Origin of the sequence: Anabaena sp. UHCC 0204, from assembly GCF_009711975.1 — a bacterium.
Classification (GTDB): Bacteria; Cyanobacteriota; Cyanobacteriia; order Cyanobacteriales; family Nostocaceae; genus Dolichospermum.
In genome coordinates this window covers 243,103-257,492 of record NZ_VIKW01000003.1, presented here as the reverse complement: position 1 = coordinate 257,492, position 14,390 = coordinate 243,103, and the positions used below count along the sequence as shown (strand labels likewise).

Below are 14,390 nucleotides of genomic sequence, written 5' to 3'. Positions count from 1 at the left end.
GGAGTTTTTCCACTCTACTAAGGATCGCACAGATGGCGTATAGAAAGCTTCTCTCCAGGAGAATCATTTTTTTCTAAATTTTTTAATTCCTGATTATTCTGCAAGTAATCTTTTATCCAATTACAAGCATAATCTAATTCGTTAAGAGCAAATATTTTGGGTAAATTCCAGATAATTGCCGTGCGATCGCGGCTAGTGGAAACTAAGGTGTTACCATCAGCACTAAAGGCTAAGGAAGACACAGCGTCAAGATGTCGAAACAGTGTAATTATTAGTTTTCCTTGCAGATCCCAGATTTGAATTGCATTTGTGCTATTTCCACCGGCGGCAAAAATTGTTTTTCCATCTCGGCTAAATCTTAATGGTCCTAATTTATATTTTGAATTTACCAATGTTCTTAAAAATTTCCCATCACGTTGCCATAATTTAATGGTGCGATCGTCGGAAGTCGAGGCTATCAACTGTCCATCTGGACTAAAGGTGACATCAAAAACTGCTAGATTATGCTCTTCTAAGGTCTTTAACAGCTTCCCCTCTCGACTCCACAGGCGGATGGTTTTATCATAACTGCCTGTTGCTAATACCTGACCATCGGGACTAAATGCTACACCCAGAATTGGCTCACTGTGTGCATCAATAATTTTTTGCAATCGAAAGCTAAACGGTTTTTTGTGATCTCGTTGCCAAAGCCGTAAGGTTCGATCAAAACCACCCGAAGCAAGAATTTGACCATCTGGACTAATTACTATGTCTTCAACGCCCCCAGTATGCCCTGGGAGTGTATCTATCAGAGTGCCATCAGTTTTCCAGATTTTGATAGTTTTATCCCAACTCCCAGTCACTAAATACTCGCTATCACGACTAAAGACAACAGAGGTTACGCCATTTTCATGTCCTTTAAGACTTCTGAGTAACGTACCATCAGGTTTCCAAAGATTGACGACGTTATCCCAATCTGTGGTAGCGATAATTTGATCATTGGGACTAATGGCAACTTTTGCCAGGTCTGATTGATGACCTCTTAAAACTTTGATTAAGGGATTTTGCAACTTCCAAAGTTTAACACTATTATCCAGACTAGCTGTAGCTAGAATTTTACTATCAGGACTCCAAGCGATCGCCCACACAGCTTCTTTATGTCCTGTCAAAGTATCCAAATCTTTACCATCAAGACTATAAATTTTTACCACTTTATCCCAACTAGCAGCAGCAAGGGTTTTATGATCAGGACTAAATGCCATGGCGATGATTGAATATCCGGCTTCAATGTTTTTCAGCTTTTGGCCATTAATACTCCAAAGCTCAATTTTTTTATTATTACCACCTGTAGCCAGCAATTTACCATCAGCAGAAATTGCTAAACCACGTACACCATCTTGACCACGATTGAAACTAACTAATTTTTTACCGTTAAGACTCCAAAGAACTGCTTTCCCGTCAGCACTACCAGTAATTAATTTCTGACCATCGGGCGTAAACAAAACTTTAGAGATAGTCGTTTGATGCGCTTTAATAATCTTGAGTTTTTTATCTGCTAACTGCCATATTCCTAAAGTACCATTATTTATCCCTATTGCTAGTAGTTTTCCATCAGGACTAAAAGCTATACTTTTAACTTCTTCACTAACACTAATATTTGCTAACTCTTGACCATCTAATGACCAAAGTTTAATAGTTTTATCGGCACTACCGGAAGCAATCATTTGACCATCGGGACTAAAAGCCACTGCCCACACTGTGGACTTCTGCGGTGTAAATTTGCGAATTAATTTACCATTTTGTTGCCATAACCAAATTTCATTCTGACTAGAAATGACTATCATCTGGCTATCAGGACTCCAGGCTAAACTCCAAATCAAACTAAGACCATCTGTCCAGAGACGATTCCATTCTTGCGCTCCATAAATTGTTTGACGCAGAACATTATTTGTTAGTTTTTCTAGTTCAGGATTGTTAATTTTTAAATTGTTTAATTTAGTTTTAGCTTGAATCGCACCCTGTAGTGCTTCTAATTCTTGATGGGAAGTAAATTGAGCCGCTGATGAAGATGCTAGGGCTTCAATCTCGCTCATTTTTGCTAATTTTTCATTTTGAAGAGATTGACGATATAACCAGAAAGTTATCCCTCCTAAGCTAACAGCAGTTAAAAAAGCTGTACTAATGACTCCCAAAATAACTTTTTGTAAGCGAGCATTTTTTTGTTGTTCAAGCAGTTGAATTTCAATATTTTTGGCTCTTTCTGCTACTAAAACAAGCTGTTGTTCTCTCCGTTCTAATTCTGCACTTTTAGCTAAAAATTGATTATCTAAATTTGTTAAACTTTTATCCCAAGCCCAAGCTTGAGCATCTTCAAGTGCTTGTCCTCTTAATAAACGAGATTCATCAGTTTGTTGGGAATTTACCCACGCAGCAAAAGTTTGAGAGTAGGGACGTAAATTAGCTAATTTTTTTTCTACCCAATCTAGATTAAATACTTTGGCATAAATGCGATTTTTAATAATTAATAATCCTGCTTTTTTCACTACCAAACCGGAAAGCAATAATTCTATTTGTTCTCTACTATCATCGCTTTTCACTGTTACACCTTGCAAAATTTGTTTATAAATTCCCAATAATCTGCCGACAAGCTGTTGATGATAAAGTAGCCGTTCTCTGATAGTTCTTAAATGTTCTGGTTCATCTTGGGATTCCCAATTATTAATAATATATTCATTAACAATATTATCTAGCCAAAACTCTTCATAACCTTTAGCAAAATCTAGATGATGATCACTTATTTTAAAGTTAATGATTAAATTACATAACTTTTGAGTTAAAAAAGGCTGCCCTCCTGTCCAATCTAAAATTTGTTTCATGACTGGTTGTGGATTAGGTATCACTAACTCTAATCCTTTAATTAAAGAATCTACCTCGGCTATTTGAAATCCTTTTAACTCAATGGCTTTACCAATATTAAAAGGTGTTCTCTGCACATCTTGAATTAAATCTGATGGAGTAGCTACTCCAAAAATTGCAAATGTCAATCGCTGATATTCTGGATCTATTGCTCTTTGATTATAGCAGTATCTAATTAATGCAAAAAAATCATCTACCGGAAACTCTAAGCGGAGTATACTATCAATTTCATCTATAAAAATAATTAACTTTTCTTCGGGAAATTGAGTTAATAATTCCGCAATAAACCGACTTAAGTTTTGTAGCAAGGAAATATCATCTCCTGTTTGCCACCATGATTTTAAGTTCAATTTCCCTAAAAGTTTAAACCCTCTGCATAAATCAGCAACTATTCCCTTATACCATTGAGTTGGGGTAATATTTTCACTCCCAATATTCGTCATATCCAGAGATGTACATTTCAATCCTTCTTGCTCTAAATGATGTTTAGTTCTCACTAATAAGGATGATTTACCCATTTGACGACAATTGAGAACATAACAAAATTCACCCTGTTTTAAAGCGTTATATATTTCTATATCTGCTTGTCTTTCTACATAACTAGGAGCATTATTTATGAGACTACCACCGACTTGATATGTATGAGTATTCATAGAGTTTATTTAAAACATTTTATGGTTATGGCGACTAGAAGTCGCTACTACACAAACAAAGTCCACACTATGGCTAACGCCACGCTACGCTATCAACAGGCTCAGTGACCACCTGCGTGGACTAAGATAAAATGAAGGTTTCTACCCCATGTAGATGGGTTTTATCTGTTTAGCTGCGACTTCTAGTCGCCAAGGCTTAGTATTGATTATTCATAATAGCCAAATTTAAATTTAGAACTTAAAATAGTGCGATCGCGTCCTAATTGCTTGGCTTGATACAGTGCTTGATCAGCAGCTTCAAAAAATTCTGTTATAGAAAAATATCCTGACGGAATAACACAAACAATTCCTAAGCTGATAGTTAATCTAGTTTTGTGCATTGCTTGAGTTTTATTAGTTAATCCAGAAATATTAATTCTCAATGATTTTACTGTTTCTCTGATTTCTTCAGCAATTATAATGGCTTCTTCTGCCTCTGTTTGTGGCAGAATTAAAGCAAATTCTTCACCACCATAACGAGCAACTAAAATATTGGGATCTTTGATTACTGAATTAATCGCTTGAGCAACTTGACGCAAACAATCATCACCACTTTGATGCCCGTAAGTGTCATTATAAAATTTAAATTCATCCACATCTGCTAATATTAAAGAGAGAGGTTCTTGGATATTTGCCATTCTTTGCCATTCTAATTTAAAGTTTTCGTCAAAACATTTACGATTGGCAATTTGAGTCAGTTGATCAATATTAACTAATACTTGTAATTGCTCATTTTCTTTTTTTAATTTATCCAGCCTAATATTATTATCATCTATGAATAAATTTTGTTGAAAAAATAACCGATACATTTCACAAAAAGGTTGATAATTCTTCTCGCCATTTAATTTAATCAAACCTAAACTATCTAATTTATAAACCAAATTTGTTGACAAATATATATTGCCATCTGTAGAATTGACAATTTGATTATATGCCTGAGATAATTCTGGATTTTTTTGTAATATATTTAGTAAACTTCTTAAATATTCACTGTAAATCCCATTATTAAGCACACAATTATCTAGGATTTCTGGTAAAGAAATTTTCTGCTGGTAGAGATAATACAAACCTTGATGAATTAAATAGGGATGTCCTCCCACCAAATTCATTAATTTTTCTACAGCTTGACTATCAAACCAATCTATTTCGTATTGTTTCGCTAATTTTGTCACTTGTTCAACTGTAAATTCTGGTAATTTCAATGACAAACCAACATTAAACGGAGATTGATTGATATTTAAAGGGATATAAACTTCGGTGGAGTGTAATAATACCAACCGGACTTTTTCCCAAATTGGAGTTTGTTTAGCTTGTTCATGCCAACTGCGTAGTAGAAGTAGAAAATCTTGGGCAATATGTTGATGCTCAAAAATATAATCTATTTCATGTAAAATTAAAACTAATGGACTCTGAATTTGCTCTAATAAATAACTCTCAAAATAAATTGAAGCACTAACTTTACTGCCAATTTCCTCATCCCAATAATCATCTAAAAGTGATATAACTGATAACTTTCGAGCTACATTCGCACAAAACCAACGTAAAAAATTATTAAGACTAAAAAAAGTTTGTCTATCTACTAGTTTAAAGTCTATGGTAACTATTGAATATCCCTCTGTCTGAGCTTGATCAATTAGCCGTAACATCAAAGAACTTTTGCCCATGTGTCGTGGTGCTTTAATGCGAATTAAACTCCCTGGTTTGAGTAATTCTGTATAAGCATCGCTTTCAATGGGAGGGCGTTCAATATAAAATCGGGAATTAGATGGTAGTGGATCACCTGGTAAAGTAATATTTTTCTTCATTTGCAATCTATCTTGTTAGTTTGGTATTAATCTTTGATTTCCGTTACGAAATCTGAAATAATAAAATTTTAAGTATAATCCCTCATTTTTTAACTTATGTAAGCACATTAGATAAATTAGTTATAAAAATTAACACTTCCTAAACTGGCATTGAATAACTTATTAATTGTCAATTGTCAATTGTCAATTGTCAATTGTACATTGTTAAACTACCTTAAACGCCCTGAGCGTAAAATACTAATAATCAACCATAATCCTAATAAACTAGCCGCACTAAATAGAACTATACTAATATAGGATAACTGTAATGTTTGGGTTTTAGTAGAAATAATAGCAGCACCCATAATCAGTGAACCTACTAAGATACTAAATGAAAGACGGTTAGCAGCATCATCTAATGTCCGCCGCATACCATCTAATCCTTTTAGTGATAAGTTCCACTGTAAAGTTTCAGAGGTTAAACGGTCTAATAATAATTCAATATTTCGAGGAGATTGTAAAGATAGAGTTTTAATATCTAGGGCTGTGCGTAAGAGCGATCGCACTGGACTATCTCCCAACAACTGACGACGAAATAAATCTGTAATTAATGGTTGAATCTCATCAAATAAATTGACTTCTGGATTAAAAGTGCGGGCTACTCCTTCTAAATTTGCTAAAGTTTTTGCGTATAAACCCATATTACTAGGTAATCTAATTTGATTATTTCTGGCAATTTGCAAAATCTCATAAATTACCTGACTAAAATTCATTTCTGTCAGACTCACATTATGATATTTTCGTAACATTCGATCATAATCACTTTCTAACCTGGGCAAAAGAATGGGTTGTGCAGAATCAGAAAGTTGTAAAGTTAATTGAGCGCATCTTTGAGCATCTAAATCAACAATTGCTAACAACATTTCGGTTAATATTTGTTGAGTGCGGGGATCAAGTCTACCCATCATCCCACAATCTAAAAGAGCAATGCGACCATCTATCAAATAAAATAAATTACCAGGATGGGGATCAGCATGAAAAAACCCATCAATATATATCTGCTGAAAAAATGCGCGAAATAGTAAAGTAGTAATTTCTTTACGCTTTTCTTGATCACTTCCCAAATCTGCCAATAGGAAAGGTACACCGTCTAACCATTCCATAACTAGCAATTTTTCTGTAGTTAAATGCCAGTAAATTTCCGCAACTACTATTTGTTGGGGATCATACCAATGACTTTGGGATAAATTGCGCCGTAATTGATCTGTAAAACCTGCTTCGCGGGTGAAATCTAACTCAGCTTCTAAAGCTTTGGTAAATTCTTCCGCAATTGATTTAATATCAGCAGTCTGTCCAAACTCTGTGCGTGCAACCAAATCCGCAATCCCTTGAATTAAAGTGATATCTTGGGCAATGGTCTCATCAATTCCCGGACGTTGCACTTTGAGAGCTACTTCTTTCCCATTTGCTAAAGTAGCGCGATGAGTTTGGGCAATTGATCCCGCCGCTACAGGAATATGATTAATAGTAGTAAATGTTTCTTCCAGTGGACTTTTTAACTGTTTACGAATAAGTATTTCTACCTCTAACCAAGAAACTGGAGGAACTTCATCTTGAAGAGTTGACAGTTCCTCAATATAAGCAGCACTAAGTAAATCAGGACGGGTAGAAAGCAGTTGACCAAGTTTTACATAAACAGGTCCCAAATCTATCAAAATATTTTTCAACACAGCAGGCGGTGGTAATTGGGGTTGATCAGCTTTACCACCAGTCAACAGTCTTCTCATGTAATCCCAGCCATTGCGGAGGAATACTTCAATAATTTCTCTTTGACGAGGAACAGTTTGGGTTAAGAACATTTTTGGTAATTTGTCAGTAGTCAGTTGTCAGTAGTCAGTAGTCAGTAGTCAGTTGTCCGTTGTCCGTTGTCCGTTGTCCGTTGAAAATATATTCCCCCTGCTCCCCTGCTCCCCTGCTCCCCCGCACCCATTGGGGAAATATTATGTTTTTGATCAGCAATAATAAAGTTTGATTGCGATCGCCGAAAAAAAAGGCTCAAATCTGTTAATTGACATATACTGTCACAAAATACTATCGACAGTCTAGTTATAATGAATAACAATACTTTGAGCCATCTACCAAGAGTTTTAATTTTTACAATAGGTTTGTAAATCGTCCATCGTTTTGCAGGGTTTTAAGGATTTGCTTAATTTCCTGAGTACGATCTTTTTTTACTACCAGGGTAACATTGCGATCGCGCACAATCACCACATCTTCTAAACCAATAGTCACAATGACATCATCAGGATTGGAGGCATAAACAATTGCTCCTTGGGTATCCAAGCCCACATGGGTAGCAAGTTCTACATTAGGATTATCATCCTGCTTCAGTAACCTTTCAATCGCATTCCAATCGCCCAGATCATCCCAACCAAATGCCACCGGTAAAACGTATGCTAGACTTGTTTTTTCCATCAGCGCATAATCTATACTTTTTTTAGGCAGGTGGGGATAAATATCAGGGCCTTGTTGTTCTAAGGGTTCAATAATTTCTGGTGCATGGGTGCGTAATTCTTCCAGAACAACCCCGGCTCGAAAAACAAACATACCACTATTCCAGCTAAACCGTCCCGTTGATAAAAAAGTTTCTGCCGTTTCTCGGTCGGGCTTTTCAGTAAAACGGTTGACATGATAAGCTGGCAAGTCGTTAAAGCTACCTATCTTTTCACCTTGTTCAATATAACCATAGCCAGTTGATGGAAAATTAGGCTTGATCCCCAAAGTAACGATCGCTCTTTTACTAGTAGCCAACTCGGTAGCCGCAGCTAAAGTTTCTGCAAACACCTCCGGGTCAGCAATCCAGTGATCTGCCGGAAAAAACCCAATAATAGCGTCTTCTCCATAACGCTTTTTAATTTCTAAACTTGTCCAAGCGACGGCCGCAGCAGTATCTCGTCCCTCTGATTCGATTAACAAATTTGACTCTGGTAGATCGGGAAGTTGTTCTCGTACTCCTTGAGCAATTGCACTAGAAGTAATTACCCACAGGTTTTCCCAACCGCCAGTTAGTGTTAACAACCGATCAGCGGTGGCTTGCATGAGGCTTCTAGAGCTACCATCAAGACTTAAAAATTGCTTAGGTCGGTCTAATCGGCTCAGAGGCCAAAAACGTTCACCTTTACCGCCAGCCAGAATTACAGGAAAAAATAAATTATTCATGCTGTCATACACACTGAACTTAGAACAATATAAGTGTACATTGATTCAATTTTGGATTGTATCCATTGCTGAATTTGATTGGTTGTATATGTTTCAATTATTACCTAGTAAAACGCCATACTTTGTCTAAATCAAAAAAAGTCTTGATTTGTAGGTTGGGTTGACGGATGTTACCCCACAAATGCTTATAAATGTTAGGTTTAGCTGTTGCTTAACTCAACCTACCAAACATGGACAAGGTATTAAAAACACCTGAGTTCGACTTCACCAAAAAAAGTCTGGCATTAACTTTTCTCAAATCTAGAATTTGCATAGTGAGTTTTAAATTGCAATCTTTGTAGCTTGCAGTAACATACCTTTAGGGAGTGGTTGAGTGGGGAGAAAATTGTGATTAAACAAGTTCAAGTCTCAGAAAATCAAGTAACGCTTCAGCAAGTCCCAGCACCAGAACAGGAAGTAAAACAGCAACCTGTTCACCAACTGGATCATCAGGTAACATCTCAACAAATACCAGCGCCAAATCCGCCGGTTAAAACACAACAATTCGTTAACTCTTCTCATAACGTCGTTGACTCGGTGGGCGCTATTCCAAACGAACTATATGACCGCTTGGGCTTATCCGTACCACGATGGTTATTGTGGGTATTAACTGTTGTTTTAGGGATCATTCTCTCTGGATTACTAGTATCAAGTTTAGCACTATGGACTCCTCTATGGAGTAATCTAGATCAAACCAAAGATGATGAATTTGGCTCTAATAGACAAGATCAAGTAAAAGTACCTGGAGATTTATGGACTAAGCTTTCCCAGTACAAACTATCAAAACCCATGAATATTTTAATTATGGGTATTGAACCAGTTCCTGGGACTGTAGATGGTTCACCAGAAAGTTTTACTGGTAACAGCGATACCATGATGTTAGTCAGGCTAAATCCCAGTGATCAATCAATTCGGGTACTGTCAATTCCCAGAGGGACAATGATAGCAATCCCCGAACAAGGATTAACTAAGGTATCTGAAGCTAACGCCAAAGGTGGTCCAGTTTTGGCCGCACGGGTAGTTAGTCGCAGTTTAAATAATGCCCCCATAGATAGATATATCCGTATTTCTACCAGCGGTTTTCGGCAGTTAGTTGAACAATTGGGTGGGGTAGATGTATTTGTACCCCAAACAATGAATTATCAAGATCAGGCTGGTGGCTTTTCGATGAATTTAGTCAGTGGTTGGCAAAGTCTCAACGGTGAACAAGCCGAACAATTTGCCCGTTTTCGGGAAGAAGGACTGGGAGATTTATCGAGAGTACAGCGACAACAAGCACTAATAACTGCTTTATTGCAACGTCTCAATAGTCCCACCGTTTTACCCAGGTTGCCACAATTAACTCGCATTATGCGAAAATATTTTGACACTAACCTGAAAATGGAAGAAATGATGGCGTTGGCAAATTTCTCCGTCAATGTGGAACGGGATAATTTCCAAATGGCCATGTTACCTGGTACTTTCAGCCGATTCAGTCAAGATCCCAATAGCTATTGGTTAAATATGACTGGCCAACAAAACTTATTAAATAATTATGTTGGCGTAGATGTACCCGGTATTAAGTCAGATAATCGGCCAGTTTCTATTCAGCGAGTAGCTGTTCAAAATACGACTAATCAACCCCAGCTAACAGAAAAAGTAATCACCTATCTCAAGCAGAAAGGTTTTACTAATGTTTATGCAATTCCCGATTGGCCAGATACCCAACGCCAAACTCAGATTATTGTCCAAAGAGGCAACCGACAACCAGGAATTGACCTCCAACAAGTTTTAGGACTAGGACAAATCGAAGTTTCTGGAAATGGCGATTTGGAATCTGATCTCACAATTCGCATTGGTAAAGACTGGAAATAGTCAGTAGTCAGTGGTCATTAGTCAGTGGTTAAAAAAACGACTGACAACTGACAACTGACAACAAACAATTAACAAATTTATGAACAAGATTTTTTTAAAGTTTTTAGGTTTGATATTAATTTTAATTTTGGCGGTTTTGTGGGTAATTATGAATCCCCAACCAGCTTTAGCTCAAATTAATACCATTAATTACAGTAATGCTAATTTAGAAAATCGTGACTTTTCTTATACTGATTTAGTTGGTGGAACTTTTGTGGCAGCGGAAATGCGGGGAACAAATTTCCAAGGTGCGAATTTAACTAATGCAATTTTGACTAAAGGCGTTTTATTAAAAGCAAATTTAGAAGGTGCAAATTTAACAGGTGCTTTGGTTGATCGAGTTACCTTAGATAATGCTAATCTAAAGAACACTATTTTCACAGAAGCAACTTTAACCCGCAGCCGTTTTTATGATGCGGATATCACTGGTGCTGATTTCACAGATGCACTTATTGATCGTTATCAAGTATCACTACTCTGTGAAAGGGCAAGTGGTATAAATCCGGTAACAGGTATTTCTACAAAAGATAGTTTGGGTTGTAGATAGAAAACTAATAATTGACAACTAACAACTGACCAATAATATTCGTGACACAACAAGATCAAAAACCCTCTCGTTCCTTTGCTGGCATTGCTGGTATTGTTGCCGCAGCAACATTAATTAGTAAAGTATTTGGTTTAATTAGACAACAAATAATTGCGGCAGCTTTTGGTGTAGGTGCGGCTGCTACTGCTTATAGTTATGCCTATATTATCCCTGGTTTTCTGTTAATCTTACTTGGTGGTGTCAATGGACCTTTACATAGTGCCATTGTTAGTGTTTTAGCCAAACACAAAAAAGAAGAAGCTGCACCGATAGTAGAAACAGTAACAACTCTTGTTGGTGGGTTGTTGATTGTGGTGACATTTATTCAAATTTTTTGTGCTGAATATATTATTGATATAGTTGGTTATGGCTTAGAAGCAACTACAAGAGCGATCGCTATCCGCCAAATTCAAATCATGGCCCCTTTAGCCTTATTTGCTGGCTTAATTGGCATTGGTTTTGGAACTTTAAATGCAGCTAATCAATATTGGTTATTATCCATTAGTCCTTTACTATCAAGTATTACTGTTATCATTGGTATTGCTATTTTAGTAGGGCAATATGGCAAAGAAATTATTAATCCTGAATATGCTTTAATTGGTGGCATGGTATTAGCTTGGGGAACATTAGCAGGAGGGATTCTGCAATGGTTAGTCCAGTTAATTGTCCAATGGCGCTTAGGATTGGGGACATTACGGCTGAGATTTAATTTTAAAGCTCCTGGTGTCCAAGAAGTAATTAAAATCATGACTCCAGCGACAATATCATCAGGAATGATGCCGATTAATGTCGCTACTGACCTTTATTTTGCTAGTCCTATTGCTGGTGCAGCCGCAGGTTTTAACTATGCTAATCTTTTAGTGCAAACTCCCTTGGGGATTATTTCTAATATTATTTTACTGCCTTTATTACCGATATTTGCCAAACTTTCTCACCCAGATAATTGGGAAGAGTTAAAATTACGCATTCGTCAAGGACTTTTATTAACTGCTGTTACCATGCTACCTTTAGGGGCTTTAATGGTATCTTTATCTGTGCCAATTGTCCAGATAGTTTATCAACGAGGAGCTTTTAAACAAGAAGCAACTGAATTAGTATCTTCTCTATTAATTGCCTATGGAATTGGAATGTTTGTCTATTTAGGACGTGATGTTTTAGTCAGAGTATTTTACGCTTTAGGTGATGGACAAACACCTTTTAAAATTAGCATATTTAATATTCTTCTCAATGCTGGATTAGATTTTTTACTGGTTAAACCTTTTGGAGCGCCTGGTTTAGTTTTAGCCACAGTGGGAGTTAATTGTAGTTCAATATTGATGTTGTTATTTTTGCTGAATCGTAAACTTAATGGTTTACCTTGGCAAGAATGGTGTTTACCAATTTTGGGTTTAACAGTTGGTAGTGTGATGGCTGGTGCAGCTAGTTTTGGGACTTTACTTGTTTCTCAGCAAATGTTAGGTAAACAGGGTTTAATTAATTTACTAATCGAATTATCTATATCTGCTTTAGTGGGAATTGGGGTATTTGCGATCATTGCTTCTAGAATGAATATCCCAGAAGTGAATACTTTTGTGATGAAGATGCAGCAAAAGTTTTTGAAGAAATAAATTAAAGCCGAGATTTTCTACCGGAACATCTCTATTTCTTGATAAAATCTTTAAAAATGGTGGGTTATGCGATCGCTAATCCCCTTTACAATTATTGGGTAATTTATTTTTGGGGAATCCTGACAGCATCTATCGGAAAAGTAAATTTCGGGCTAAACTAATCACTTAGCAGTGCTTTGCAAATTTTGATATCGCTATTCAATTTTACAAAAGGTTATGGACAAAAGTCCACCAGATGGCAGTAGTATCCTCCTCTAAGCTGGCGAGACAGTCTCCCAGCGCGGGGGAGACTTTAGGAGATTTTAATTATGCTTACACAGGAAGTTCGTAATTCCTTGGATATTGCTGATTTAAATCAGCTTAAATTTGACTTAAATTGTTTACAGCCAGTGGATGTGGGGGAGTACGTCACCCAATTACCTGAAAAACAAAGAGCGATCGCTTTTCGATTACTCAACAAAGATCAAGCCATAGATGTCTTTGAATATTTACCCACAGAAATACAGGAAGAACTAATCAATTCCCTCCATGATGCCCAAGTAGTCCACCTTGTTGAAGAAATGAGTCCCGATGAACGGGCAGAATTATTTGATGAATTACCAGCAGGAGTAGTCAAACGGTTATTACAACAACTCAGCCCCGAACAAAGACAAGCTACCTCCACGATTCTCGGCTATCCAGAAGGGACTGCGGGACGGGTAATGACGACGGAATATGTCCGCTTGCGACGAGGATTAACTGTTGGTGAAGCCCTCAGTAAAATCCGCTTGCAAGATGAAGATAAGGAAACAATTTACTATGCTTATGTCACGGATGATAATCGGACTTTAGTGAGTGTTGTTTCTTTGCGTCAACTTTTATTTACCTTTCCCGATGTCTTAATTGAAGATATTGCCAGTTCCCACGTTGTCAAAGTGAGAACAGAAACCTCACAGGAAGAAGTCGCCCGCGTGATGCAGCGTTATGACTTAATCGCCATGCCTGTAGTTGACAGGGAAGATCGATTAGTCGGTATTATTACGATTGATGATGTCGTTGATATTTTAGAAGAAGAAGCCACAGAAGATATCCAAAAATTGGCGGGGGTAAGTGGTGACGAAGAAGCTTTATCTCCCCCACATATCACAATTCGGAAACGGTTGCCTTGGTTATTGGGGATTATGGGATTGTATATTGGTGCTGCCAGTGCGATCGCTCCCTTTCAACAAGTCATTGCGGCTGTACCAGTCCTGGCTGTGATCATGCCGATATTTTCTAATACAGGTGGAACTGTCGGTATACAAGCCCTCACAGTCACCATTCGCGGCTTAGGTGTCGGAGAAGTCACACCGGAAGATACTTCAAAAATCCTCCGCAAAGAACTTTTAGCAGGTTTAGGAACTGCTGTAGCTTTAGGGATAACGATGATTGCCCTTTCCCTGATTTGGGCTAAACCCCAAGAAAGATGGGTAGCTTTAATTGCTGGGGCGGTTATGGCCACAAATACAATGGTGGCTGTTACACTAGGAACTTTGTTACCAATGGGTTTAAAGCATCTCAAACTAGATCCAGCTTTAATGAGTGGTCCGTTAGTGACAACTCTCCTCGATACCATTGGCTTTTTAACTTTTCTGAGTATGATCTCTATTGCTTTAAAAGTCTTTAATTTACCTACTTGAAAGCTAGGTAATTGATA

The 14,390-nt window shown here is 37.2% G+C and carries 9 protein-coding genes; 4 read left to right on the top strand and 5 right to left on the bottom strand.

What is annotated here, in order from left to right; genetic code table 11:
- Positions 1–17: 17 nt before the first annotated feature.
- From FJR04_RS04085 to FJR04_RS04065, 5 genes are all read right to left on the bottom strand, one after another.
- Positions 18–3,548, bottom strand: a complete 3,531-nt coding sequence (locus FJR04_RS04085; protein ID WP_168492053.1) for an AAA-like domain-containing protein — start codon at positions 3,546–3,548, stop codon at positions 18–20.
- 206 nt (positions 3,549–3,754) lie between these two features.
- Positions 3,755–5,392 carry an AAA-like domain-containing protein gene (locus FJR04_RS04080; protein ID WP_168492051.1) on the bottom strand — a complete coding sequence of 546 codons (1,638 nt, stop codon included), beginning with the start codon at positions 5,390–5,392 and terminating at the stop codon, positions 3,755–3,757.
- Between the two features lie 209 nt (positions 5,393–5,601).
- Positions 5,602–7,230 (bottom strand): AarF/ABC1/UbiB kinase family protein, encoded by a 1,629-nt coding sequence (locus FJR04_RS04075; RefSeq protein WP_168492044.1) that lies wholly within the window; start codon positions 7,228–7,230, stop codon positions 5,602–5,604.
- 41 nt (positions 7,231–7,271) lie between these two features.
- Positions 7,272–7,430 carry a hypothetical protein gene (locus tag FJR04_RS04070; protein ID WP_168492042.1) on the bottom strand — a complete coding sequence of 53 codons (159 nt, stop codon included), beginning with the start codon at positions 7,428–7,430 and terminating at the stop codon, positions 7,272–7,274.
- 95 nt (positions 7,431–7,525) lie between these two features.
- The gene (locus FJR04_RS04065; protein WP_168492040.1) at positions 7,526–8,590 is read right to left on the bottom strand and encodes a mannose-1-phosphate guanylyltransferase; all 1,065 of its coding nucleotides are present in this window, start codon (positions 8,588–8,590) and stop codon (positions 7,526–7,528) included.
- A gap of 387 nt (positions 8,591–8,977) precedes the next feature.
- Here FJR04_RS04065 and FJR04_RS04060 point away from each other — a divergent pair, with 387 nt between their 5' ends.
- The 4 genes from FJR04_RS04060 to mgtE all read left to right on the top strand — a co-directional run bounded on the left by FJR04_RS04060 (position 8,978) and on the right by mgtE (position 14,373).
- Positions 8,978–10,483, top strand: a complete 1,506-nt coding sequence (locus FJR04_RS04060; RefSeq protein WP_168492038.1) for an LCP family protein — start codon at positions 8,978–8,980, stop codon at positions 10,481–10,483.
- Positions 10,484–10,562: 79 nt separating this feature from the next.
- Positions 10,563–11,069, top strand: coding sequence for a pentapeptide repeat-containing protein (locus FJR04_RS04055; protein WP_168492036.1), 507 nt, complete (start codon positions 10,563–10,565; stop codon positions 11,067–11,069).
- A gap of 41 nt (positions 11,070–11,110) precedes the next feature.
- Positions 11,111–12,715, top strand: a complete 1,605-nt coding sequence (gene murJ / locus FJR04_RS04050) for a murein biosynthesis integral membrane protein MurJ (RefSeq protein WP_168492034.1) — start codon at positions 11,111–11,113, stop codon at positions 12,713–12,715.
- 308 nt (positions 12,716–13,023) lie between these two features.
- Positions 13,024–14,373, top strand: a complete 1,350-nt coding sequence (gene mgtE / locus FJR04_RS04045) for a magnesium transporter (RefSeq protein ID WP_168492032.1) — start codon at positions 13,024–13,026, stop codon at positions 14,371–14,373.
- Positions 14,374–14,390: the final 17 nt, after the last annotated feature.

Coding starts and splice junctions, on each gene's coding strand:
- FJR04_RS04085 (WP_168492053.1), bottom strand. CDS start 3,548: ATGAATACTCATACATATCAAGTCGGTGGTAGTCTCATAAATAATGCT.
- FJR04_RS04080 (WP_168492051.1), bottom strand. CDS start 5,392: ATGAAGAAAAATATTACTTTACCAGGTGATCCACTACCATCTAATTCC.
- FJR04_RS04075 (WP_168492044.1), bottom strand. CDS start 7,230: ATGTTCTTAACCCAAACTGTTCCTCGTCAAAGAGAAATTATTGAAGTA.
- FJR04_RS04065 (WP_168492040.1), bottom strand. CDS start 8,590: ATGAATAATTTATTTTTTCCTGTAATTCTGGCTGGCGGTAAAGGTGAA.
- FJR04_RS04055 (WP_168492036.1), top strand. CDS start 10,563: ATGAACAAGATTTTTTTAAAGTTTTTAGGTTTGATATTAATTTTAATT.
- mgtE (WP_168492032.1), top strand. CDS start 13,024: ATGCTTACACAGGAAGTTCGTAATTCCTTGGATATTGCTGATTTAAAT.